Source organism: Haloferax sp. SDI50 (assembly GCF_059802635.1).
In genome coordinates this window covers 29,394-52,779 of record NZ_JBPULL010000004.1, presented here as the reverse complement: position 1 = coordinate 52,779, position 23,386 = coordinate 29,394, and the positions used below count along the sequence as shown (strand labels likewise).

At 56.3% G+C, this 23,386-nt stretch carries 23 protein-coding genes; 10 read left to right on the top strand and 13 right to left on the bottom strand.

The annotated features are described in order from the left end of the window. Positions 1-156: 156 nt before the first annotated feature. Complete coding sequence (locus tag ACSR87_RS18925; RefSeq protein WP_498531759.1) at positions 157-1,671, bottom strand: DUF6338 family protein; 1,515 nt, start codon at positions 1,669-1,671, stop codon at positions 157-159. 46 nt (positions 1,672-1,717) lie between these two features. Further along, entirely contained in the window at positions 1,718-2,194 is a 477-nt protein-coding gene (locus ACSR87_RS18920; protein WP_310916840.1) for a hypothetical protein, read from the bottom strand. A 724-nt stretch (positions 2,195-2,918) separates the two neighbouring features. Between ACSR87_RS18920 and ACSR87_RS18915 the strand changes: the two genes are divergently transcribed. The 5 genes from ACSR87_RS18915 (at position 2,919) to ACSR87_RS18895 (ending at position 7,374) form a co-directional block, all read left to right on the top strand. Further along, a complete protein-coding gene (locus tag ACSR87_RS18915) occupies positions 2,919-3,854 on the top strand; it encodes a hypothetical protein (protein ID WP_498531738.1) in 936 nt (311 codons plus the stop codon). Between the two features lie 2 nt (positions 3,855-3,856). After that, complete coding sequence (locus ACSR87_RS18910; protein ID WP_276278809.1) at positions 3,857-4,177, top strand: DUF8156 family protein; 321 nt, start codon at positions 3,857-3,859, stop codon at positions 4,175-4,177. Between the two features lie 26 nt (positions 4,178-4,203). Then, entirely contained in the window at positions 4,204-4,614 is a 411-nt protein-coding gene (locus tag ACSR87_RS18905; protein WP_276278810.1) for a hypothetical protein, read from the top strand. Continuing rightward, positions 4,614-5,006 carry a hypothetical protein gene (locus ACSR87_RS18900; RefSeq protein ID WP_498531737.1) on the top strand — a complete coding sequence of 131 codons (393 nt, stop codon included), beginning with the start codon at positions 4,614-4,616 and terminating at the stop codon, positions 5,004-5,006. The genes ACSR87_RS18905 and ACSR87_RS18900 overlap by 1 nt, the downstream gene beginning before the upstream one ends. Positions 5,007-5,631: 625 nt before the next feature. Continuing rightward, a complete protein-coding gene (locus tag ACSR87_RS18895) occupies positions 5,632-7,374 on the top strand; it encodes an ATP-binding protein (protein ID WP_498531736.1) in 1,743 nt (580 codons plus the stop codon). Here the strand turns inward: ACSR87_RS18895 and ACSR87_RS18890 are convergent, their stop codons facing one another. From ACSR87_RS18890 to ACSR87_RS18875, 4 genes are read right to left on the bottom strand one after another with little or no spacing between them, the layout of a single operon-like run. Next, the gene (locus tag ACSR87_RS18890) at positions 7,375-8,361 is read right to left on the bottom strand and encodes an AAA-associated domain-containing protein (RefSeq protein ID WP_310916843.1); all 987 of its coding nucleotides are present in this window, start codon (positions 8,359-8,361) and stop codon (positions 7,375-7,377) included. Then, the gene (locus ACSR87_RS18885; RefSeq protein ID WP_310916844.1) at positions 8,361-8,762 is read right to left on the bottom strand and encodes a hypothetical protein; all 402 of its coding nucleotides are present in this window, start codon (positions 8,760-8,762) and stop codon (positions 8,361-8,363) included. Before ACSR87_RS18885 ends, ACSR87_RS18890 begins: the two co-directional genes overlap by 1 nt. Next, the gene (locus ACSR87_RS18880) at positions 8,749-9,153 is read right to left on the bottom strand and encodes a hypothetical protein (RefSeq protein WP_276278815.1); all 405 of its coding nucleotides are present in this window, start codon (positions 9,151-9,153) and stop codon (positions 8,749-8,751) included. Before ACSR87_RS18880 ends, ACSR87_RS18885 begins: the two co-directional genes overlap by 14 nt. Then, positions 9,146-9,547, bottom strand: coding sequence for a helix-turn-helix domain-containing protein (locus ACSR87_RS18875; RefSeq protein ID WP_310916845.1), 402 nt, complete (start codon positions 9,545-9,547; stop codon positions 9,146-9,148). The genes ACSR87_RS18880 and ACSR87_RS18875 overlap by 8 nt, the downstream gene beginning before the upstream one ends. A gap of 478 nt (positions 9,548-10,025) precedes the next feature. Here ACSR87_RS18875 and ACSR87_RS18870 point away from each other — a divergent pair, with 478 nt between their 5' ends. Both ACSR87_RS18870 and ACSR87_RS18865 read left to right on the top strand, forming a co-directional pair. After that, positions 10,026-12,191, top strand: coding sequence for a type B DNA-directed DNA polymerase (locus tag ACSR87_RS18870; RefSeq protein WP_498531735.1), 2,166 nt, complete (start codon positions 10,026-10,028; stop codon positions 12,189-12,191). A 174-nt stretch (positions 12,192-12,365) separates the two neighbouring features. Further along, positions 12,366-13,634, top strand: coding sequence for an orc1/cdc6 family replication initiation protein (locus tag ACSR87_RS18865; RefSeq protein WP_074878724.1), 1,269 nt, complete (start codon positions 12,366-12,368; stop codon positions 13,632-13,634). Positions 13,635-14,193: 559 nt separating this feature from the next. Here the strand turns inward: ACSR87_RS18865 and ACSR87_RS18860 are convergent. Next, on the bottom strand, positions 14,194-14,517 hold the full coding sequence (locus tag ACSR87_RS18860) for a DUF6788 family protein (protein WP_498531734.1): 324 nt from the start codon (positions 14,515-14,517) through the stop codon (positions 14,194-14,196). Between the two features lie 138 nt (positions 14,518-14,655). Between ACSR87_RS18860 and ACSR87_RS18855 the strand changes: the two genes are divergently transcribed. Then, on the top strand, positions 14,656-15,582 hold the full coding sequence (locus tag ACSR87_RS18855; RefSeq protein WP_498531733.1) for a MarR family transcriptional regulator: 927 nt from the start codon (positions 14,656-14,658) through the stop codon (positions 15,580-15,582). Beyond that, complete coding sequence (locus ACSR87_RS18850; RefSeq protein WP_498531732.1) at positions 15,579-16,382, top strand: DUF6036 family nucleotidyltransferase; 804 nt, start codon at positions 15,579-15,581, stop codon at positions 16,380-16,382. Before ACSR87_RS18855 ends, ACSR87_RS18850 begins: the two co-directional genes overlap by 4 nt. Positions 16,383-16,393: 11 nt before the next feature. Here the strand turns inward: ACSR87_RS18850 and ACSR87_RS18845 are convergent, their stop codons facing one another. The 3 genes from ACSR87_RS18845 to ACSR87_RS18835 form a co-directional block, all read right to left on the bottom strand. Then, on the bottom strand, positions 16,394-17,209 hold the full coding sequence (locus tag ACSR87_RS18845) for a hypothetical protein (RefSeq protein ID WP_498531731.1): 816 nt from the start codon (positions 17,207-17,209) through the stop codon (positions 16,394-16,396). A gap of 90 nt (positions 17,210-17,299) precedes the next feature. Beyond that, positions 17,300-18,247 carry an ArdC-like ssDNA-binding domain-containing protein gene (locus ACSR87_RS18840; protein ID WP_498531730.1) on the bottom strand — a complete coding sequence of 316 codons (948 nt, stop codon included), beginning with the start codon at positions 18,245-18,247 and terminating at the stop codon, positions 17,300-17,302. A gap of 87 nt (positions 18,248-18,334) precedes the next feature. Beyond that, complete coding sequence (locus ACSR87_RS18835) at positions 18,335-18,682, bottom strand: DUF8013 domain-containing protein (RefSeq protein WP_498531729.1); 348 nt, start codon at positions 18,680-18,682, stop codon at positions 18,335-18,337. Between the two features lie 222 nt (positions 18,683-18,904). Here ACSR87_RS18835 and ACSR87_RS18830 point away from each other — a divergent pair, with 222 nt between their 5' ends. Further along, entirely contained in the window at positions 18,905-20,704 is a 1,800-nt protein-coding gene (locus tag ACSR87_RS18830) for a hypothetical protein (RefSeq protein WP_498531728.1), read from the top strand. A gap of 51 nt (positions 20,705-20,755) precedes the next feature. Here ACSR87_RS18830 and ACSR87_RS18825 read toward each other — a convergent pair whose 3' ends face one another. From ACSR87_RS18825 to ACSR87_RS18815, 3 genes are all read right to left on the bottom strand, one after another. Continuing rightward, complete coding sequence (locus ACSR87_RS18825; RefSeq protein ID WP_498531727.1) at positions 20,756-21,757, bottom strand: DUF6610 family protein; 1,002 nt, start codon at positions 21,755-21,757, stop codon at positions 20,756-20,758. A 125-nt stretch (positions 21,758-21,882) separates the two neighbouring features. Continuing rightward, positions 21,883-22,104, bottom strand: coding sequence for a DUF8129 domain-containing protein (locus tag ACSR87_RS18820; protein ID WP_049967113.1), 222 nt, complete (start codon positions 22,102-22,104; stop codon positions 21,883-21,885). A gap of 66 nt (positions 22,105-22,170) precedes the next feature. Beyond that, a complete protein-coding gene (locus ACSR87_RS18815; protein ID WP_498531726.1) occupies positions 22,171-23,331 on the bottom strand; it encodes a hypothetical protein in 1,161 nt (386 codons plus the stop codon). Between the last annotated feature and the right edge of the window lie 55 nt (positions 23,332-23,386).

Sequence of the window (23,386 nt, the reverse complement as noted above, 5' to 3'; positions counted from 1 at the left end):
GCAGGATTCGCCGAGGCCCGATTATTTGTGGTCAAGCAGCTCGACAACCTGGCGTCGTCGTTGGCGGGATTGTTGACTCGGATCGAGATCTCGTAGACAGCCAAATATCCAGATGTAGCGTCGACAGACAGACTGTACCCGTCTAACCCAGGGTGGTCAGAAATTCATCGCTTTTCGATACTGGTGATATACAAACCAAATCCCGAGTGCAAGCGGCAACATGAAATAGAGAAATGTCGGATTTTCCCTACTCACGTATGCTGGGATGTGGAGCAAGCTGAGGGCGCAAGCTGCTGTCATACCTATGATAATCGGCGGCTGTATCTTTTTTGCCCAAGTGATCCGGCGAGAGGGGCCTCCTTGAATCACCTCGTAAAACATCAACGTGGATACAATGAGGAGAATACCCTGTTGAACCGGTGCCTGTGAGAGAATTTTTGGAACAGTCACTGGGTCACTAACAAGCGCAATCCCGAGTAGTGTGATTACAGAATAAATTCCAGATCGAGCCCGTTTTAGTGTGGTTGCATAAACACCGACACTCCCAATTAGCAGGCCCGCAGTAAGGACTGCAGTGGCACCGAGATAGCCTTCGATAAGTGAGTTACTGAAAAACAACCAGGTCCCACTATACAGCGCTGAGAGCGTGAAACCCACTGTAGGTTGCCAAGGTGAAACTTTCTCAAGTGATAACGAGAGAAATCCGGCAGAAGTTACGAGGAGGAAGGCAATCCACAACACCGCGAGAAGGAAGGTAAACGAGAGATTCATAGAAAATCTCGGAGGAGCCATAACACGCCACTCAAAAACGGCCAAAGTGACACCGATCAGTATGAAGGGCCCGACAGTAGCAACCGTCGAACGACCGAACTGATGTGGTTGTGTCCATAATGCTGCAACGATCTTATCCGGCCATAATCCACCAATCAGCGTCGTGATGAACGATTGTAAGCGATCTGGCTTATCGTATGTCGCTTCCGGATCAAGGTTCTCCGGTTCCTCTTGGTCTGTAATAGAGATTCGACTGATTTCTTCAGCGTTGATATAGATATATCTCCCCAGTGGATGCTTTTTTACTATTTCACCCGCGTCGTTATCAACGAGACGAGTTGGAGAACGGAGTAAGATACCGGCCTCATCTGCAGTATCGCGCTTAATCCCAGCTTTCCCACGAAACAATTCTCCTGATTTCGTCCGAACATCCACGCGTTTGCCCGGGGCAATATGATCAAAAAGTAGCTCTCGATTTGAGTCTCCAGCAGTAATTCGAACTTCATCGAGAAAATTGTACGCGAAAGCCCCATACAGCGCGCCAATAACCGAACTCAGTACGAAATGGCAGGCATATCCAAACGCGAGTCGTTCCAACCGCAGTCCTGTTTCACTCCCAGGAGGGAGCTGAGTCGATTCAGAACTGGTGACTGGCTCAACACGAACAATATCGGGGATCAGAGTGAGGTCATTCGTTAAGAGGAAGACGATTGCATACAGAATCGCAACAGACAGCGTGCTAATTATCCAACTGTACGCAACCGTATCTAATCGATCATAGTCGTCTGTCCGACGAGCAACATACTGTCGAATTTTGAGCCCTGCATAGCCCGGGAGAATGAACACTGGGAGCAGGAGGACCGCAACAACATTCGGAAATGAAAACCCACCCAGCTGCAATACCAAGAACGGCTTCCCAAACAAAGATGGTCACCCAGATCTCGCGTTACCGCTTCGAATTAATCGTATACTCAGGATATGCTTCATAGACCTCATCAAGCAATTCCAACAGTGGTATCGAATTGAATTCGTCAAGAACCGCGGAGACGCGACCTCTCATATCCTCATCAGTCAATATATCAGTGTCTGCAATTGCATCCTCATCTTCGTCAGACCAGTGGTAGACCTCTTTCTCGTTACCGGCCGGAGTTTCTTTGATTTCACGCTGGATAGTCCCCTGCTTTGCAAGCTCGTCTAACCAGTCATGGAGTTCTTTTGAATATGGCCCATAGTTGTGTGGTTTGTAGTCAAACTTCTCGTCGTCACTTATTTCGTCCATATTCAATAGATCGCCCTCTTGGAGCAGGAAGACTAGCTTCTGAAAACGGGTGATTCCCTGGATTTCATTGTCACTGGCCAATTTCAGCAGTGCTAATGGAATCGCCCGCTTCGTTTCGTTTGTCGGCTGCCCAAGGTTCAACATAGTCGTTCACCCCGTATCCATAGCCGTATACGGTACTGTTAGCGGATACTACCTAGCACGAGTTTGTGGGCGCGTAAAAAAGTATCTGGTGGTGGATCATTTATATACACATAGATAGTTGCTTCTGATTCGGAGCCCAGAAATCCCGCCGGAACACAACGAAATTGCTGAAATCAGGCTTGAAGTAGTGTTCAGGCAGCAAGTCGATCGAACAGTAATGAACGGAACAGATGATTCACCACGGCGCTGGTCTCCTGTATCTGGCTGACTGTCATAGTTCTACTTCCTTTGTAACCCCGCAATCATCGCTCAGCAGGGTCAACAATCTCCTACGTAAGAGCGACCTTTGGTAAGTCTTGGACGTGCTCAATATTTCGCTCTTAGAACTGCGGAAAGATAATTTGACATTTTGAACACCTGCCGCAGTCCGGCGATCTGAGTCCCAGTTGGCTACTCAATTCGCTGCTGGGTACAACTCAACGATCCCTTTCCGCGTTTCTACATAAGAGCGCAATATTTTAACCAACAAACTTTCTCGATAATTCGGAGTGTTGGTTAACCAGAACAGCAGTGGATAAGCCTTATTCTGGAAACCTTCTTGGAAACAGTCAATCGTTCGTGGAAATACGACGACAGAGAGCTGGTTGCTATCTATCTCGTGCCTTCCCTGAAACGCGGAAGCGCCACGCCGCGGCTTATCGGGAACGTAGACAACTAGTCGAGTATGGGAGAACACTCAACGACGAACCGATTGGCGGTGGACCAGCCGACACGGGGGGCTGACCGCAATCGGTCCCTCGCTGACCAGGCCGATCCGACTGCGGACGAGATGCTGCTGCCGCAACTCGACGACGGCATCACCCTGCTCGACGTCGAAGGAGGCCGCGGCGTCCCGATCCTGCACTCGCTCGTGCTCGACCATCTCCTCCTGCACGACGGACCCGCCTTCTGGGTCGACGCAAACGGCCACGCGACGACGACGACACTCGCTCAGATCGTGCCCAGCCAGCGCTTGCTCAACCGAATCCACGTGGCACGCGGATTCACTGCCTACCAGCACTACGGCGCCGTCTGTGATCTCCCGACGGCAGTGAACAAGTCGATCCAGATGTTCACCACTGATGCCGGGACGGCCGGTCGAGGGGAACCGAGTCGTGACGAGGACACGTCGCCCCACACACCTGCCCTCATCGTCGCGCCGGCCGTCGACGCCCAGTACCGCGCCGACGGTACCCTTGGCGAGACCCACGCAAAAACCCTCCAGACCCGAACTCTCGCCCGGTTGGCGACCTACGCCGATGGGTACGACATCCCGGTGCTCGTTACGCGAAACGAACGAAACGAATTCACCGAGCCAGTCGTGACGGTCGCCGACCATCACCTCGAGTGCGAACAAACTCGGATGGGCCCACGGGTCGTCGGCGAGGACTTCGAGACGCTCGTCTATCCCGTCGACGACGGCGCGTACTACCAGACGACGTTCGCGTACTGGCGGCAGCTGCTCGCGGCACGCGCCACGCAGGTCGGCGTGGAACCGACGACCTCGACGCCGACTCCCGAGGGCGTTGGGACGGGCGTCACAGCTGACGGTGAAACGGTGGCGGCTACCGCGGATCCCCTGCTCGATGCATGGACGGCGACCGGGACAGGAGGGCGATAGCGATGGGACGCACGAACCCGACGTACCGAGATGCACTGCGGGCCATCGAAGAGCGCTGGGCAGAGTTCCGGCAGGCACTGCGGCGTCGCGACCAGCCGCGCTTCGACCGGCTGTTCGAGTACGCCCGCAAGCACGCCGACGCGAGTGGGCTGTTGAACCACCAGAACCCGCTGCTGCCGGCGCTGCTCAGCATCGATCTCGAACAGGAGGCCCGCCTCGACGACCACGAAGAGCGCCTCGGGGAACTTGAGACCGCACTCAAAAACAAGGGCGGAAGTACCGAGAGGCAGTCTGGTCACGACTCCAATGACCGGGAAGTTTGATTATGGGAGTATACAATAGGACAGATATGGCAAACAAAGAGCAAGAAGAGAATCCCTTAGCGGATTTGTATGTCGATGCCAGTGAGGATCGGGAAAGAATACGGGACGCGATCTCAGGCTTGATCGGAATTGATACCGAAACCGCAAAGCCAGTCCTGCGCGAAAAGTTCAGTTCCTCAACATCGAAGAAGCAGTTTACAGCGCTTCTACTGTATCGGCGAGCCTTACTGAGCCTTGATGAGCTTGAAGAAGAGGAGACAGTCGGGCAAGACTCAACCTATTTTGCGGACCTGATTGGTGTTGACGACAGTACCATCCGACACGCAGCGACCGATCTGGATTTTGTCGTTAATGACGACGAACAGGGAGGGTACCTCATTCCGCCTCATAAGACCCATCAGGCTACGAAATGGCTTAATTCAGGCGAGGAAGATTGATGAGTTACGCGACACCCCGAAAGGACGCCTCCGTAGGAAATCTACTCTCTCTGTGTGAAATTCTTCGAGAGGGCCCCCTCCCTCGCGAGGAAATATATGAGGAGGCAGACATCGGGCGAAGTTTAGTTGGCGATACAATTGAATACGGGAGTCGACTGGGATTCCTAACGGACTCGGAAGAGGAAATTAAAGCGACTGAACGGGGGATTGGTGCAAGCTATTGCGACGAGGGGGATAGTGATCTTGAAGAACACATCATAGAAGGGCTCAGCGAGCATGATCTCTACAGATGTACTCGAAACTCTGGCTCCAGAAGCACAAGACAGCGGGGTAATTACAAAGAAAGATGTCCTCCGGACCTTCCGAACCGAGATGGGATTGAGTGGGAGTGAAAGCACGTTAGGAGATGCTGCAATTACTTTCCTGCAAACACTCGATGCTGGTGGGTGTGGGGACTATATCGTCGGTCGACGTGGAAAAGAATCTCGGGTAGAGGTTACGGAGGACTTCGAAAATATCGTAGAGAAGATAACAACCGTAGATACTGAAATTGGACAGAGTGACCGAGACGCGTCTCCGAAATCGAGTGATAATCCCGAAGTTGAACCAGACACCTCCGAGAGGGATATCCCATCTCAGCGAAGTCCGAATCAGGACGGGAGGGGCCAACACAAGTCAGTGAATCGAACTCAATCAGACTCGTTCACTGTCAGTTCTAGAATTGAGCGGTGATGATGAACCCGAGAGTGTTGAACAACTGATTCTCGCAATACGTCGCGGTCTCGAGAAGGATCTCAGCAACGAGTTAACGAATACGGGTGGAGTAGGGGGTGATTCTGCAAACAATCAAGATTCTGAAGAGGATTCAGACTCTACAGATCAATCACTAGATTCTTTCATGAGTCAGGATACGACGAATGAGGAAAACGGAGGCGAATAGCGAGGAAAGGTCCAAAATATGACAGAAATAGTATAGTTTTTACGTTAACAGCCCGTGGGTTCTCCTAAGAATGGCCTATGTCTAATCAGGCCGCTTCCGGGAGTGGAGCTTCGGAGGCGAGCTCCCAAGATGAAATCCAGATTAACGAAGCGGGAGACACTCTTCCCGTCGTCGAAGTTCTTACTGGAAGAGGGGTGATTTTAGGCAAATCAGGCAGCGGGAAGAGTAACACGGCAAGTGTCGTCGTAGAGGAACTGCTCGAAGACGGCTATCCAGTACTGATCGTCGATGTCGACGGGGAGTACTTCGGGCTCAAAGAGGAGTATGAACTTCTACATTTAGGAGCGGACGAAGAGTGTGACTTGCAGGTCGGGGCTGAGCATGCAGAGAAGATCGCGGAACTAACCCTCGAGGAGAACATCCCCGTCATTCTCGATGTGTCCGGGTATCTCCACGAAGAAGACCAGAAAGAACTAATCAAAGAAGTCGGGCGACATCTCTTCGCGAAAGAAAAAAAGCTGAAGAAACCGTTTTTATTCCTTATTGAAGAGATTCATGAGTATATCCCAGAGTCGGGGCTCGACGATGCTGGGCAGATGCTCATCAAAATCGCAAAACGAGGGCGAAAACACGGTCTCGGGCTCTGTGGCATCTCGCAACGTCCCGCAGATGTCAAAAAAGACTTCATCACCCAGTGCGACTGGCACGTTTGGCATCGTCTGACCTGGGAGAATGACACGAAGGTTGTACGCAGAGTCTTGGGGCCGGAATATGCGGAGACAGTCAAAGACCTCGATGATGGTGAAGCGATCCTCCATACGGACTGGAATGACCAAATCAGCCAGGTTCAGTTCCGTCGAAAGTATACCTTTGACGCAGGGGCGACACCGGGGCTGGAGGAGATTGAGCGGCCGGATTTGAAATCTGTCAGCAACGATATCCTCTCGGAGCTGGAAACGATATCCGAAAGGAAACAGGCCGAGCAGAGTGAAATAGAACGCCTCCGATCTGAGCTGGAATCGCGTGAGGAGCACATCAATGAACTTCAAGAAGAATTAGAGAGGTCTCGTGATGTTAGTGACCTCGCAGAGCGGTTTACTGAAGCTCTCGTTGAGGCTGATGGCCAAAGAAAATCTTCGGAGACGATTGAGGAAACCGTTGAAGAGATTCGGGAAGAAAAAAACGAGCAGATACGTTCGCTACAGGAGGAGAATCAGAAGCTCCGCCAGGAGAACCGAGAGCTGCACAACCGAATTCAGGAACTTGAGGAGGCCGCCGATCACGTCGAAAGCATCGAGGCCCTCAACGAGAATATCGAAGAAGTGTCAGAAGCGTATCTTCGATTGGGTGAAGCACTCGGTCTGGACCCTCAAGAGAAAGAGATAGAACAGCTCCAAGAGCGCGTTCAAACGCTTCAAAAAGAGCTGTCGGCGCAATCAAACCCTACAACCGAGCAGCCCAGCGAAACGGCCGAGAAGAGTGTTCATACCTATCAAGAATTCCTGAGTGACGAAGCCATCCAAGACAAAATCACGTCTGCAAAGGATGATGCAACGTCACCTCGGTACGTTGAGGGGGTCATCACAGCCATAATGGCGCATAATGAGTCAGTTACCTACGAACAAATCGCCGATGAGCTCAATATTAGTTCCACAGGCCATGTGGCCTCTGCAGTCAATGCTCTCCATAGTCGGGATGTCGTAACGAAATCAAAGAATGGTCGGGTCACAGAAGTCGACCTGAATATTGACGATCTCGATGAAATTCGTGCCGCTGCTGCTCGTCGAGAGGCCTCAGAAGAACTCATAAGCAGTATCTGACTACGGCGTAGCGGCTTGATTATCAAGCTCTGCTGACAGAACTAATTCTCCCTGGGTCTCGTCTTCTGCAATCTCAGTGTACGTGAGCCAAGGGACGAGTCGATTGGCACGAGTTTGAACGGTGACCTCACTCCATCCTTTAAGGTGGGTTTCTGAAACCCGATTCATCACAGTTTCCGCACTGAACCCCCCGTCTGGAGCTTCTTCACAGAATGCTTGAACTAACGGGATCTGTAACAACTCATCAGCGAGTATCGATTTCCGGTTGCCAATGCTGGATTGTTGCAACTCTCTTCCTCGGTCAGTTACAACCGGACCAGTACGAGTATAGTCAGCAATCCCAAGCGCATAACAGGTCGATAGGGTCTTCTCGACCGTTTTTGTAGACATCTCCGTACTCGCCTCCAAATCCTCACGAGAGTCTGCCCTTGAGATGCGGGGGAGTAACTCAAAAACCTTCTCCGGGGCAACGCGGGGACAGTTTGCTCCCCGCGGATTTTCTAAGGGCTCTGTTTCGACCGATACCTGTTCGGGGCTCGAAGCGAGAACGCCGTCAGATCTAGTACCGAGATCAAGATAGCTAATCCAATGGGCATAGACAGAGCCATATGATCGAAAAGTATCTTCAGCCGCAGCACCAGATTTAGTCTCGAAGCTAATTAGCCGACCAGCTTCTTCGAACGTCATTGAGTCGTCCTGAATCTGATTGAGGAGCTTTGAGACACCCGGAAGCTCCTCAAAAGCCTCCCGTAGAGGGGTGAGATCCTGCAGTTGGACGACCCGCCTCGAGTCTTCAGTCACTGACAGGTGGCCATCTTCTCGGTTCACGAGACCGAGAATGACGCCATCGTGAATTTTGTTCATAGCTGTCTTACGCGAATTGCCGAGCCCTTCAGCGACTTCGTCAGTAGTAGATGCCCCACTAGTGATTTCTCCGAGGACATCTTCCGTGTGCTTCGGGCGCCTGAACAGCCGTTTCGTAGTCATTAGTCCCCACCCCCCATCGCATCCTCAATTTCATCAAGAGCCTCCGGAAGGTTCTCAACGAGGACTTCGTGTTTACTTTGGCCCTCCTTCGATAGATACCCCGCTTCGCGAAGTTTCTGAAGGTAATTCCGAACCGTGCGGTCACTCTTGTCGAGACGGCTGTAGAAGAACGACGACTCCAGTTCTGGTTCATCCACGAGGTTGCCTTCATACGCGAACCGTTGCCCGATGAAGTACACCAGAATCTGGAGTTCGGCATCGAGCGACCGGGCCCTGCTGTCAAGATTGATAGTCCCGTCACTATGCAGGTCGAATAGTTTCTTGACGCGGTCAAACTCCGATTCTAAGATCGTCGCATCGTCGACGACGATCTCCTCGTTGATTCGCTCACTCAGATCCATTGTTTGAACCCTCCTCGACGGTTTTTAGGGCGGTCGCAGTCAGTTTCCACAGCTGTGCACGTCCGTCACTACCTGTCCGAAGAATCCAATCACGATCCTCCATACGGCCCAGTACGTCGCTCATATTACCTGCAGGTTGGACTCGACACTCACGATAGGCATCCTCGATATCACCAACCGTGAACTCGTCAACCCCACGTTGGGTTTCAAGGTAGTACGCGATATAGAGGGATCGCTCAGTGTGACTCGAAGGATCGTTCTCCTCAACGAACTCCCTGATGTTCGCTCCAGCGGTTGGCTGGTCTGTCCCATCGAGTCGATTTTCGAGCTCCGTGACTCGCTGCTCCAGTTCCTCAACCTGTTCTTCGAGGCTCTCAGCGCTGTCACTCATCGGTATCATCCTCGTTGATATAGTCACGGACTTGCTCGATACTATGCGAGGGGATTCGATAGGTACCGTCGTCACCCTCGATCAGGCCCTCATTATCTAACTCCCTTACAGTGGGGTACACCGTGTTCTGGTTAACCCCACTTTGTGTGCTAATTTCCCCGGGAGTCATCCACTCGGACTCGACCATATCCAGTTCCGAACGAGCCTTCTGTGCGAGCAGTACTATCAGCGTCTTATTCTTTGCCGTCTGATCCCGAAATCGGTCTTGAGGGATAAGGTCTCCACTCTGTTTGCCAATTCGGATGTACTCCTCCAGTAGATCATGGAGGATCTCTTCATGCATCTGTTCCTCGTCAACGAGCAAGTTTTCGAGCGTTTTCTGGTTCTCGGACATCGACGTTTTCGATTCACACCCCCATATATTTAGTTCTTTGGCAATCTTGTCTCTTTTGCCACTCCTCCATTATCTCGGAAGTACCCACGTTATATAAATGGTTCCGGTTATTGGCCACGCTTTAGAGATTGCCAAGTTGCCAAAAGCGTTTGAAGGGCGAGATGGTATAAATGAAGTCACCCATTTCGGGGATGGCTTGGAGGATCCGTAGGTGAAAGCGAATATTGGTCAGGAAGCATATCGTGTTGTCATCCTGTCGCTTGTATTATTAAGCGTTCAATGATTTCATCAACAGATGAAGGCTTGTTCGAGTACGGTGGTTAACAATGGTAGACGAATTCCGGAAATCATTCCAGAAAAAGGGGAAATACTCAAAACAGCAGTATGTGTACTTGAGAAGGGTTCCTGAAGTCCGTTCACCAAAATGCGGAAACGACACGCCACGGCTTATCGGTGAGTCGACTATCCTAATGACATAGTGCCATTCAACATCGACTTTCTGGACGACGGCCGCGTCCTGGAGTGGGAGGCAACTGCCGACGGCGCCGTCGCGACCGAACGCGATGACTACACCCCACGCTTCTACGTCGTCGCTCGCGACCCTGATGCCGACCTCGACCTTACGACACTCCAGTCGGTGTACGACCAGCACCCGGACGTCGTCGCGACCGAGATGGTTGCGCGACGCCCCGGCTTTCGACGAGACGAGGAGGCCACTCTCGCGGTCGACGTCGCCCACATCGACCGCGTCACCCCACTCGCCCGGCAAGCGCGCCAGCTGTCGGACTATCCAGTCGGGGATCTCGCCTGCTTCAACGTGGACTTCTCGCGGGAGTTCCGGTACTGTCTAGAGACCGGCGCCGATCCGACGCCGGCGAGCGAGCTGTCGACGCTCCGGCTCAGTGTTCCGGTGACCGAAACGAGCAACGACGTCTACGAGGAACTGTCCGTCGCCGGCGACACCGTCACCGGCTCGCCGACGGATATCCTGACCGCCGTCCAAGGGGCACTCGAAGCGCACGATCCGGACGTCCTGGTCTGCTCAACCAGCGAGATCGTCCCAACTCTGTACGAGATGGCGACGGCTGCCGGCGTCGACGACTTCTCGCTGAGTCGGTGGCCGGACGTCGACTACCAGCAGCTCGCGAGCCGGTCGACGTACTCGAGTTACGGCCGCGTCGGCCACTCGCCGGCGCGGTACAACATCCCCGGCCGGGCGATCATCGACGAGTCGAACACGTTCTTCTACGGGGAGACGAACCTCGACGGCGTCCTCGACCTCGTGTCGCGCTCGAACAAGCCCGTCCAGGAGCTTGCGTGGGCATCGATTGGGAACGTGCTCACGGCGATCCAGATCTGCGAGGCCCACGACCGCGGGGTCCTCGTCCCGTGGAACTCCTGGCGCCACGAGTTCTACAAGCAGATGGGGACGCTCCACGACGCCGACCGCGGCGGCTTCATCTTCGCTCCCGAGGTCGGCCTCCATGAAAACGTCCACGAACTCGATTTCTCGAGTCTCTATCCCAACATCATCTGTACCCGGAACGTCTCGCCGGACGTCATCCGGTGTGACTGCCACAGCGACCGCAACGACGTCCCCGGCCTCGGATACTCGATCTGCGACGATCGGGGTTACCTCGTCGACGTGCTCCAGCCGATCATCGACGCTCGCGACGAGATCAAGGCGGCCATCCGTCGCGAGAAGGAACGGAACGACCCCGATGAGGACCGGCTGGCGGAGCTCGAGGGACGGCCGGGAGCGCTAAAGTGGATTCTCGTCGCCTGCTTCGGCTATCAAGGGTTCAGCAACGCGAAATTCGGCCGTATCGAGTGCCACGAGGCAATCAACGCATTCGCTCGCGAGATTCTGCTGACGGCGAAACAGCAGCTGGAAGCCGGTGGCTGGCGCGTCGTCCACGGCATCGTCGACTCCATCTGGGTGACCCCGGACCCCGACGTCGACGACGAGGACCGCGAGAACCTCGAGACGCTCGCGACGGAGATCACGGAACGCGTCGAGATTCGGCTCGAACACGAAGCTCAGTACGACTGGGTGGCGTTCGTCCCGCAGCGCGAGAGCGACGCCGGCGCGCTAACGAAGTACTTCGGGAAGGTCGCCGGCGACGACGACTTCAAGATCAGGGGCATCGAAGCCCGGCAGCGCTCAACCCCGCCGTTCATCGAGAACGTCCAGCGGGACTGTCTCGACCAGCTCGATGCTACGCGGTCACCGGACGCGGTGCTCGGACGGCTCGAACGAGCAATCGACGAACAACAGGCGGGCAACGTAGAAGTAGAGCGGCTCGTCGAGCGGAACCGTGTCTCCAAGCCCCTGGAAGGCTACTCACAGAATACACAGAACGTGGCCGCCTTGAAGCGAGCCCGCAGGCAGGACCTAGCAGTCCACCCGGGCCAGGATATCGAGTACGTGGTCGTCGACGACGACAAATCCTCGCGAGACCGGGTCGCCCTCGCCCACGAGGAGATCGAGACCTACGATGCCTCGTACTACGAAACGCAGCTGGTCAGAGCCGTCGAGAGCGTGCTTTCACCGCTCGGGTGGGATCGGACAGACATTCGACGGAGACTCGCAGAGACACGAGAGCTGGAGCTGACGGAGTTTACAGCAGCCCGGAACGGATGAGTTGTCTCAAATCTCTTCTGAGGTGAGCAAAATCACAAGTGGGCGACGAGGTCGATCCCATTCACACTCTGGGGGGTGTTCCAGAGAGCAGGACCCCCCAGAGTGTGAATGGACGTAAATCAATCACACCGAGGGTGGACAACCTATATGTGAATGGGGCGAATTGGTCCGGTCATGCCAAACAACGATTCCACGCAAACAACCGTCGACGAGATACTAAATGTCGACGAGGGGGATAGCGAAGATGAATCGGATATTTTTGAGAAACCGTGGTTGCTCGAGATCGATAACGTTCCTGACGCCAATCGAATTGTTGGACGAGACGACCATATCACGTTCTTGGCCAAGAATCTCCGAAAGATGCGGACAAACAGCGTCCCGGATAACGTCCTGGAGTGGGGAGAAACCGGGACGGGGAAGACACTAGTTGCAAGACACGTCTGCGAGCGGCTTGAAGCAGCAACTGCAGGAACGGACTCCCCCATCGTTACTGCCTACATTAACCCAGACCCCATCTCTACGTATACCTCCACCTTCCGAAAGATTGCAGAGCAGGTGAACGCGAAAGCAGAGAACCCACTTGATGTCCCCTATCAGGGCCTCTCAGCCGAGCATTATCGGGATCAGAAATTATGGCCCGTTGTTCAGCGGGAGTTCTCTGGCGGTCTTGTCGTCATTATCGATGAAATCGACAAGCACGGAGAAGTGAACGAAGTCCTCTACACGCTATCACGGTCACAATCAAAAGACGACGTTGACTTCCCAGTCCTTACAATCGGGATTTCGAACGACATCGAATTCAAAGGCGAAATTGAGTCACGGGTTCAATCGACTCTCCAGCCAGAACACCGAACGTTCACACCGTACGAAGAAGACCAGCTCATTGCAATCCTCGAAAATCGACGGGACGCATTTTACGACGGTGTCCTCGATGACGAGGTGATTCCAACCACGGCTGAACTCGCAGCTGAAGAACACGGTGACGCTCGACGGGCAGTCCGATTGTTCCGGAATGCGGGCGAGATCGCCGACGAAGAAGGCGACGATATCGTGACCGCGAATCACGTTCTCGAAGCTGACGAACTCGTCGAAGTTGAACTCTTTATGGAGATGGTGAAAGGGACCCCGTTGTCCGGGAAATTACTCCTGTTTGCTCTCACGCGTCTTGACCGGAATAACCCGGAAAAAGAATGGTTCCGGACGTCAGAGATTCACGAGGTTTACCAAACAGTAGCACGGGACGTCGAAGTAGAGCCCAAGGGGTACAATCGTGCGCTTGAGCTTCTGAACAAGCACGTGACGACAGGAGTTCTCGAATCGAAAAAGAAGGAAGGCGGAGATCAGGGGAAGTTCAGGTCGTATTCCCTCCAGGGAGATGTTGAGAGTACGCGAACTGGCCTGATCAACTCAACGCCGGAACTCCAGACGTTGATGGGATGGTGACACCCCCACCCCTCGGTGTGAATGGTCCCCTATAGAATACGACGGTTGTAGAGATAGAGCGGCAGTCGGAGAAGCAGGCTCGTTCGTCTGAAGAACCCAGTACGGCACGGAGAGCGGCTTACACGTTCTGCCACGGTAGCTGACCCGAACCGCTACTGCACCGCACCGCAGTTGTAGTTATCTTTATTATACTACAGTCTAAACAGTCCTCCGAGTACGTATATTCTGAAGGCGAGGCCTTGTGCCGAAGCCGAAGGTTCGCCACTGAGGCGAGAACCCTCCCTACGGCGTGAGGACTTCTGCTGTTAATGCCTTCTTAATCGCGGTACCCTGGGTGGTGGACCATTCACACTGAGGGGTGTGGGGGTAAACGAGGCGTGATCTATCCGCGTGTTGCTCTGTCTTCTCTAGGAGTGAAGTCTCGTTAGAGAGTGCCGGTTGGTAGCCCATTCACACCGAGGGGTGTCGGGTAAACCGATCCCATTCACACTCTGGGGGGTGTCATCTGCTACGCTACGAATCACGCTGAAAAGAACATCAGGCTACAGTTCCATCTCGTCTACTCGTCGGGATTCACCGGCCCTTTGTACTTCGACGTCACCGAATCGCCTTCCCGCCACTGCCAGTAGTAGTAGCGGTTGTCGTTGATCTCCTTGATCGTGATCGTCGCCTTCGCCGGCACGTCGTCTGGGAGGTCACCGGGGCGCTCCTCGACGTCGGCGTCGTCCGCTTCCTCCTCGAGCCGAGCTTCCCGCTCTTTGTGTTCGGCCAACGCCTCGGCGTAGCTGGCAACGTCCCGAAGATGCTCCGGTGTGGCTTCATTGAGCGTGTTGACGATCTCCGTCGGGAGGTTCGCCGGTGGGGTCGGGGGTTCGTCGGACATCGGCTACTCTCGTGTTAACCAACACGGCCGATAAACCCATAGTTTTGTTGGTTAAGACGATGGGGGCGGTTCTCGCGATTGCTGGATGTAACACTACTCGAAACCTCTTTATATACAAGTTTCGTACTATGTTACACCGTGCTCCGGCGCATCGAACTCGAGGTCCTCGCCACGGTCGACCACGGCGACACGATCTCCGAACTCGCGACGAAACTCGACCACAGCGAGAGCTACCTCTCTCGTGCCGTCGCCGACCTCGTCGAGAAGGGACTCGTCTACACAGAACGCGACGGCCGGCGAAAACGAGTCATCCCGTCGGATGCTCGCGCCGTCGAACTCTATCAGGACCTCGTTCGTCAGCACTCCCACATTGACTTCCCCGAGCTACTGACCGGCAAGGCACTCGAGGTGCTGTACTACCTCGACCAGCCGCGAACTGTCTCCGAGATCGCCGACCGAAGCGACAATTACCGCAACACGGTCAACCGGGTCCTCAAGCGGTTTCGCGACCGTGGGCTCGTCGGGACGGACGACGGCCGCTACGAGTTCAACGCCGACTTCGACCGCCTCCACGAGTTCGCCCGTGAACTCGCACACCATCTGCATCGCCATCGCCTCGAAGCCGTTGCCCCGAAGGGCACGATTCTCTGGGAGGACTACGACGAATTCCTCGCCCAGGCTGAGACGGAGATCGATGCGGAGGCGTTCCACGAAACCGGCCTCGCTCGATTCGCCGCCTTCGACCTCCAGTTCCTGCTCACCGGCCATCGCTACTACGTCTACTCCGAGGATCTCGACGCAGTCTCGCCGGCGGAGGTCTGCTGTCACACACTGTTAATCGACGACGGCAGCCGCCACCGCTCGTACTGTCTCCTTCTACTCAGCCACGTCGACGTCGACGAGGCGGATCTCCGAGAGCAGGCGGCGAAGTATGGCCTCGAAGACGAAATCGACGCCTTGCTGCGCTACCTGGAGACGCACGGCGAGGTCGACGACGACCGGCTCCCGGAGTGGGACGAGTTCCAGGAGCTGGCGGCTGACTACGAGGTGCCACTACCACAATGAGACCAACATTCGGCCGCGAGTACATCGAGAACGAATTCCAGCGAATCGCGGATGGCCTCTCAGCCCCGCTCACGGTCTACCTGATCGGTGGTGGCGCGATGTCGCTGCGCGACCTCAAGGGGGCGACGAAAGATATCGACCTGGTCGTCCCGGATGGCGACGCGTACGGCCAGCTGTGGGCCGTCCTGATGGACCTCGGGTATGCGGAGGTTCAATCGCTGGATCCAGATTATCGGGCGCTGGGGGCAACGAGCTGCGTTGAGAACGACGATGGGTGTCGCCTCGACATCTTCAACCAGCAGGTCGCGAACAAGCTCGTGCTCACCGACGGGATGCAAGAGCGCAGCGAGCCGTTCCTCGACACGGATCGACTGACGGTCCGGCTAGTCAGCAACGAGGATATCTTCCTGTTCAAGGCGATCGCCGGCCGCGACGACGACATCGAGGACATGAATATGCTCGTGCAGGCCGGCCTCGATTACGACGTCGTCAGGGCTGAACTCGAAGCCCAGATCGAACGCCTGGGGGACGATCAGTTTGCCACGTTCGCGAACGAGGCCCTGGTCGAACTCGAGGAGCGGTACGGAGTGACCACACCGATCGAGGACCGCGTCCAGGAGCTCACGAACAGGTACTACCGGGGGCTCGAAGTCCTCCAAGCACTCGACGAGCCGATGACCGTCGACGAACTGGCCGCCAAACTGGAGCTGGATACTGACGAGGTTCACGACCGGATCGCGTATCTCTCAACATTCGGCCGGGTCCGTCGGGATGGCGACACAGTCCGTCCCGTGGAGTAGTCTGGTCACGACTACGGGGAGGGAAGGCGGCCGTCTGGTCGGGGAACGCGGCCCCGTTTGATCTCGTGATCGACGCGGCGCAGGTGCTTGCAGCCGCCTTCGGGTGAACGTTGCTGCCAGTCGGGACAGGTACACGATTCGTCGATGACGTCGACTTCGTACCGGTTCCCGGACGCGGACTGTACCTCGTAGCGGCCACCCTTCGAGAGGAGTGAGACGTCCATCGCTTCGGCGACGGCACGCTTCGTGCGGGGCTCGAGATCGTCCTGTGACTCTGCGTTCTCGTCGACGACCAGTCGGTCGCGAACGTCGCCCGTTCGGCCGCCGTCGGGAGCGACGGCTTCCGCAGGGCCACTGAGCCGCTCGTGGAGCACTTCCTCCACCGGATGGCCTTCCGGCCACAGGTAGTGCACTTCGCGGCGCTCTCGATGATCGTAGGAGCCGCACGCCGCTGCGCTCCCGGTCCAGACGCGCCAGGCCCCGAGCGCGGCCATCACGTCGACGATGTCGCGGGGAACCGTCTGGTGGTCGTCCGGGAAGAACACCCGGAAGCGGGTACACGCCTCCTGCGGCGGGACGGTCTCCCACCAGTCTTCGCTGGAGCCCCAGCTGTCGTACATCGCGTCGTCGCTCCCGTAGCCGACGGTCACGCCGTCGATCGGCGTCCAGTCTGCTGGGAGGTGGTCCGCCTCGCCTTCGAGCACCCGGAGGACGGCGTAGCGGAGGTATTCGTGGGCTTGGTTGTCTGTCGTTCGAGCGACCTGGTCGTGCTGCTCGGCAACGTGCTCGGCTTCCTTGAGGACCGTCGTGAGATAGGGTTCAGTCATCATTCGACGGAGGTCAGAACGCGCCTCCGCCCCTCGGCGGGCGCTGAAAAACTTAACCAACAGAACGGAAGGAATCCATCACTCTGTTGGTTAACCGGGTTGGGACGAGGATTCGCTCTCGAGAACGTCGATGAGCTCTTCTGCCGTTCGACTAATCCGTCCAAGCCGCTCGCGAACGACCTCGGGGTCGTCCGACTCCCAGGCTGCGAGGTAGAACGCTGACCCACTGGTGTCGAGCCCGCAGTAGCGCCCGACGACGTACGCGACGGCTTCGGCCTCGACTTCGCGTTTCGCCCGTTCGGTGTCGTCGTCGACGTCGAAGTGGAGCAGAGCGTGGGCGTACTCGTGGATTAGCGTCCGCGCGAGGTCGGCCTCGTTCGCCCGATCACGCACCTCGACGAGCGGCTGAACGTCGACGAGGCTCAGCTGCTCGCAGATGCCCTTCGCCTCGCCGTGGGTCCACTCCTCGGCTGGAACGATCCGCACCGTCACGCCGAGGTCGTCAGCGGCGGCAGTCAACTGCTCGACGAGGTCGCCGGCGTCCCCGGTTGCTTCTGTGTCCAGGTCGGGAAGCGGCTCGCCCTCGGTCTGGGAGATGTCGAACACCGGCGCGGGCTTGAACCCGACCAGGCCCTCGGACCACTCCTCGGGCGACGTCTCATCGTAGTCACAGTCGCTATCCTCGTGATAGCTCGGCGAATTCTCGCACTCCGGGCACTGCTTGGTGATGATCGGCGCCCAGATCCAGATGGCCGACTCACCCTCCTTGACGTGGCGGTCGAACTCCTCCTGCCACGTCCGGTAGCCCGCCACCCGGCTCGCCTCGGGACACTGCCGCTTGATGAGGAGCGTGTTCCGGTAGGAGTAGTCGTGGAAACGACTCTGGACGTCCAGCCACTCCTGGAACTCCGCGCTGGCTTGCGCGTCGTCGACGCCGGCGACGAGCTCGTCGATCCACTGTTCGATGGTACTGTTCATCTCGTCTGATCGCGTGTCGGTCTGGTCGAAGGAGACCGACGAGTCACTGGTCGTAGACATCGTGATCACCGAATCGAGTTCACGGCGACTGCGTCTGTTCAAACCGCGCCGCACCCCTCAGGGGCGTTCAAAAAACCGCTCTGTCGGTCACCGGAGATCGTGGCGTTCGTCCGCAAAGCCAACCGAGACGAGGTACTCGAGGAACTCGTCGAACCGTTCGACATCGCTGGGCGTGTCCGTCGTAAGATGACGCGCCCACTCGATGGCCCACTGGAAGGCGGGATCCGTGCCGCCCTTGCCGTGTAGATACCACCAGCGAGCCGCTTTGAGAACCACTATGGGATTCGTCGGCGGCTGCTCACCGGCGAGCCCACGGGTGATAGACTCGATTTCGTCGGGGACATCGGCGGGATTGATCTCCTCTGATTGCGTGTTTGCGATATCGACTGGGATGTCGTCGATCGAGACGTTGTCGGGACTCTGTTGTTGACTCACAGGCAGTCACCTCTGAGGACTCTTGATGGAGCCCTCGCCCTCTCCGGGGGCGCGAAAAACCAGCACGCGGATTTCTATACTAGTAATTGGTTTTCAAAGCTGTATTGGATATGGCACATGTAATCTGACGCCCTGAGGAATCCCGTCCCTCGCGCCTGCCTGTCTGGGGTGGCACACTCTTTCTCGGCAAGTGTTATGGGACCAGACTAAGACAGAGAATTTATGGCTGAATTATTGGTTTTCACGTTTCTCGCCTCTATCGTTGCCGTCTATTCTATACTTCCTCGACACCGCCAACTCCGTGTTCGATACAATCTATGGACGAAGCCCAGATTCGCGTATATCTTGATCGCCTTCCTGGTGATTATCGGATCGTATTGGCTCTCAATCTATTTGGAGAGTCTTGAGGCGGCCAGCGTACCGGTTAGCTATGGGGTTGGTTCTGTGGAGGTCACCCCGCTGCTGGTTGAATCTCTCCAATTAGTTGCCGTGCTAGGGATTGTCGGATTGTTCTTGGGGGTCTTTCTGAAGTCCTCTGTCAGGGTGAAGAACGAAGAGAAAATAGTGTCTATTCTTCGTGATCTGAATAATCAGGGCGATTATAGCACACTAGTCAATCTCCTTCAGAACCATTATCGGCCTCTTGTTCACCACCCGGAGGAACCACAGAGGCAGCCCAGTTTAGCAGAGGTTTACGCGCGAGAACTGAGAGAGGAGGTGGAAGATGAGCCTGATTCACTGAGAGAGAGGGTAATCCGGTGGTACCGGGCTCAATACTATGTTCAGCTGGTTAATTATTGGTTGATGGATACTGCTCCGGAGGCGTCGTCCTACACTGAAACCCTGTTCCTTGATCCAGAATTCAGTGCGCAGTATCCGGTGATCGACCCCGATCTTGGAGTGAAATTGATTCGTGATGATTCTCTGGAGGGCTTTCAAAGACGGAAAGCTGTTCATCGATATCTTCGCACGTTGGTAAAGACCGAGAACAGTCTCCTATATCGGGATCTGCAGAATAACACCAGCACAGACGGAATGTATCGATACAAGATCGAGGAAGATAATCGGCTCATTCACGCCTTGTTTTCGGATATGGATCGAGTTGAGGACTTAGATATATACAAGCCGGTCGGTGATGCCGTCCGGGATATAATTGTAGACCAGCGCAGGCAGGAATTCGACGAGTACAATGATCAACGGCTAACTGATACGAGAATCTCAGACGACAATATTTTTCGAGATCCGGTGTTCATCGGCATCCAGTTTTTCGACGTGCTGGTGAAAGAGGCGTTCCATCAGAAGGTTTCGTGGCATGTGTGGCTCTCTTACTATGAGACGTTCACACGAGAGATCTGCCGGAACTACGAAATAACGGAGTACAGTGACCCAGATGCTTCAGTGCCAAACGACTACTCTCGGCTCCTGAACGAGATGGTCGGGAATATGTGTGACTGGATGCGGATGATGCAGGCAGAGGTGGTCTCACGAACCAGCGATACCGAAGCTTGTGATGTGCCACTGCACGCACCTGAAGAGGCAACGACGTCCGCCGCCCGGACCTCGACAGATAAAGACAAGAGTTCAGTTTCTAGTGAAACCGCCAGTACCGAGGACGAAACGGGTGATACGGACGAATTTGAAAAGTACCTCACTATTCGGAGCTCATACACTGGGCGTGATTCTGCCAGCATCCCCAAGATGACCGGAATCATCTTGGTATCGTGCAACGAGGAGATACTGACCACCAGCGAAATCCCGGATCGGTTCAAACGAGACATTACGGAGAGAATCCTCCTGACCGGGGTCGAACTCCGAAACCATGGGGAGGGGTCGTTGCCGTGGGAATACAGTGAGCTGTTGCTCGCAAATCTTGAAGAGCGGCTCAGGGGTAGACGAGCGATCCCACAGTATGCGGAGCAGTTACAAGATGTCTATGCGGACATCCGAGACGAGGTGTTCATCGAAGAGGATGTCGGCGTGGATTTCGTCGACAGGTTAGACGAGCTGATTGGACATCCCTAACCACATTGGAGGCTACTCTCCGACCGCATCTATCAGCGTCAAAACGTGAATTCACGGTGGTGGCAGGTAGACGCTCTGCTCGCCGGCGATCTCCTCCAGGTTGTTCCGATGACGGTGGCTGAAGTAGCACTCGTAGCTGCAGTATCCACAGATAGCGCCGGTATCGTATTCGGCCACGTACGGACCGCGGCGAGTTCGCCAGACGTTCGTCCCGCACTCGGTACAGGCAGCGTCCTCGAGATCGGCAGGACTCGGACCCTCGTACTCGACGTTGAGCCCCTCGTTTTGCGGTGTCGTTTCGGGCCAGATTCCGTGGGACCTCCAAAACTCACGGACGCGAGCGAGGCTGTGGCGCACCGTCTTTCGCACGGTGACGTGGTCGGCGTCGCGACCGCTGTCGTCCCAGCCGTCGGCCGTCCAGAACTCACCGAATTGTGCGCCGCGATGCAGCCCGTTCCAGTCGACGCCGACGATGTCGGCTGGTGGCTCGTCCGTGAGTGTCGGTCTGGTCAGCTGTCGAATGGCGTTGAGCTGCTTGGGCGGACTCCCGCCGAGGATGTGGACGCGTCGCCCTCTCCAATCGGCCGGGTCGGAGAACTCGTGGGCCAGGCGGTCGGCGTATCCCCGTGAATATCCGAGGACGAGGGTCTCGGGAATCACGTCGATCACCGCCCGCGACTTCGGAACGACGATGAGCTCGGCCTCGGGGTAGCTCGCTTGGATCTCGCGAGCGGCAGCGACGTGGGCGTCGACGTCGTCGATTTCGTCGATGTCGCCGATGACACCGACCTGTGGCTCGTGCTCGAAGAAGCGATCGACGAATCGTTCCAGGTCGGGATTGCGGAAGTCGTTATCGAGCATCCCCACAGGAATCTCGAGGTTCAGGTACTGGTCTGCCTGATACCCACAGTCTTCTCGAAACCCGGGAAGAAATCCGAGGGCCAACGCATCAGCGACGAATGGAACTCGATGGAGGAACGCCACATGGTCCGCTTGTCTGGCGGCAGCGATGTCGCTAGCCGTGCTGGAGTCTGGACTCAAATCGAGGGACATGACTGAACTCGCGAGGCGGCTGCTGGTCGTCCCGCACCCATTCAGGAGGCTGAAAAAACGGGACACTCTCAACGTTAACCAACACGAGGTGGTAGCTGACTCCGGTTGTTGGTTAAGACCAATCGCTACGTCTCATCCTCACGCAACTCTTCGGCCTTCCACTGGAGCCGACGCAGAATCTGCGTCCGATTCTGGTGGGCGTTCTCGTAGGCAACACACTCACGGAGTGTCTCCATATCGGGGATCGTCGCGATCCCGGCCTTGATCAGTCGGTGGTTCGGTGCTTCGAGGCGCTTCTCGGGTGGGAATTCATCGTTATTGCCGCTGCTGTCCGCGGATTTCTCCATCTCTATCGCCCTCCACCCCTGAAGGGCGAGAAAGACAGAACAGACGACTACGTCACCGTCGCGGCGTCAGGCCATCGCGTCCTGGAACCGCTCACGAAGCGCGTCCTCACGCTCCTCGAACTGGTCGACCTTCTCCTGTAGATCGTCGCTGACGCGCTCGATGCTCGCGAGCGCCCGCTCGCCGGCGAGCGACGCCTGCGACCCGTCGTCGCCGTCCGCCTCCAGCTCCTCCTCGTAGGCTCGCTCGACCTGCTCGATGGTACCCTCGGGGTTGAACAGGATGTCGTTGGCCGTTCGAACGTAGCCGTCCAGCGACGCGCCTTCCTTGCCCTGGAAGAAGTGAGTGAGCGCGTACGTCGCGCCGGAATGCAGCGTCCACATATCGATCTCGACGGGTGAGGCCGCGTTGGCCTCGGCATCGCTCGCAGCGCGCTCGGCCAGGTAGTCCGGGAAGCCCAGCAGGGTGTAGAACTCCGTGACGGTGAACGGGAGATCGGAGAAGTCGAGTTCGATGTCCTGGGCGTCACGGATGAACTCGAAGAGGTCGTCAGCCACGAGTTCGACCTGTGCGAGAATCTCTTCCCACCAGGTTCGGAAATTCCGCACGTCGCCGACGTGCTTGATGACCTCCTTGTCGGTGAGCGAGCGCATTGTATTCGAACAGTACCCGTCCTGGGCGAATCCCTCCACGTAGACGGCGTGCTCGCCGAAGAAGTCGTAGCCCGACGTGACGCCCATCGTGATCGGGTCCGACCGGCCGGGGAGGCGCACCTCGAGGCCGTCGAACATGATGTCCATATGGACCTCGCCGCCGCCCCGGTAGCGACGAATCTCGCCGAACATCACGTCACCCAGCGGCGTTCGGTCGATAGTCTCCTCCCGAAGGACCTCCTCCAGAGGGCCGTAGACGTCGACCGGGTTGATGATCGAGTACGAGTCGGTCGGAATATGGAACAAAGAATCCGTTTCGGCGTCCTCCTCACGGGCCTGCTCTCGAGCGCGACTCGGCTCGACGAGCGCGTTGAACCGCTCCGTCTCGACCCACTCGTCGGTGTACGGATTCTGGTACGCCACGGTCGTCTCGACGGCCTGCGGGAGGTCGCGGATCGCCTCAGCGAAGCTCACGGTGTCTTTGCCGCCGTGACGCTGACGATACCACTCGGGTAGTTCGGTGTCGGTACGTCCATCGACGCCAGCGAAGATGGTTCTCGACTCTGGGTCTTTCATCGTAGTCACCTCGACGCAGGAACGCTCATCGACGGCTGCCTGCATCGTCTCGCGC

Coding starts and splice junctions, on each gene's coding strand:
- ACSR87_RS18840 (WP_498531730.1), bottom strand. CDS start 18,247: ATGTCTACGACCAGTGACTCGTCGGTCTCCTTCGACCAGACCGACACG.
- ACSR87_RS18820 (WP_049967113.1), bottom strand. CDS start 22,104: ATGGAGAAATCCGCGGACAGCAGCGGCAATAACGATGAATTCCCACCC.
- ACSR87_RS18910 (WP_276278809.1), top strand. CDS start 3,857: ATGGGACGCACGAACCCGACGTACCGAGATGCACTGCGGGCCATCGAA.
- ACSR87_RS18830 (WP_498531728.1), top strand. CDS start 18,905: ATGGCTGAATTATTGGTTTTCACGTTTCTCGCCTCTATCGTTGCCGTC.
- ACSR87_RS18880 (WP_276278815.1), bottom strand. CDS start 9,153: ATGAGTGACAGCGCTGAGAGCCTCGAAGAACAGGTTGAGGAACTGGAG.
- ACSR87_RS18895 (WP_498531736.1), top strand. CDS start 5,632: ATGTCTAATCAGGCCGCTTCCGGGAGTGGAGCTTCGGAGGCGAGCTCC.
- ACSR87_RS18815 (WP_498531726.1), bottom strand. CDS start 23,331: ATGAAAGACCCAGAGTCGAGAACCATCTTCGCTGGCGTCGATGGACGT.
- ACSR87_RS18890 (WP_310916843.1), bottom strand. CDS start 8,361: ATGACTACGAAACGGCTGTTCAGGCGCCCGAAGCACACGGAAGATGTC.
- ACSR87_RS18825 (WP_498531727.1), bottom strand. CDS start 21,757: ATGTCCCTCGATTTGAGTCCAGACTCCAGCACGGCTAGCGACATCGCT.
- ACSR87_RS18875 (WP_310916845.1), bottom strand. CDS start 9,547: ATGTCCGAGAACCAGAAAACGCTCGAAAACTTGCTCGTTGACGAGGAA.
- ACSR87_RS18860 (WP_498531734.1), bottom strand. CDS start 14,517: ATGTCCGACGAACCCCCGACCCCACCGGCGAACCTCCCGACGGAGATC.
- ACSR87_RS18905 (WP_276278810.1), top strand. CDS start 4,204: ATGGCAAACAAAGAGCAAGAAGAGAATCCCTTAGCGGATTTGTATGTC.
- ACSR87_RS18885 (WP_310916844.1), bottom strand. CDS start 8,762: ATGGATCTGAGTGAGCGAATCAACGAGGAGATCGTCGTCGACGATGCG.
- ACSR87_RS18850 (WP_498531732.1), top strand. CDS start 15,579: ATGAGACCAACATTCGGCCGCGAGTACATCGAGAACGAATTCCAGCGA.
- ACSR87_RS18920 (WP_310916840.1), bottom strand. CDS start 2,194: ATGTTGAACCTTGGGCAGCCGACAAACGAAACGAAGCGGGCGATTCCA.
- ACSR87_RS18865 (WP_074878724.1), top strand. CDS start 12,366: ATGCCAAACAACGATTCCACGCAAACAACCGTCGACGAGATACTAAAT.
- ACSR87_RS18845 (WP_498531731.1), bottom strand. CDS start 17,209: ATGACTGAACCCTATCTCACGACGGTCCTCAAGGAAGCCGAGCACGTT.
- ACSR87_RS18900 (WP_498531737.1), top strand. CDS start 4,614: ATGAGTTACGCGACACCCCGAAAGGACGCCTCCGTAGGAAATCTACTC.
- ACSR87_RS18915 (WP_498531738.1), top strand. CDS start 2,919: ATGGGAGAACACTCAACGACGAACCGATTGGCGGTGGACCAGCCGACA.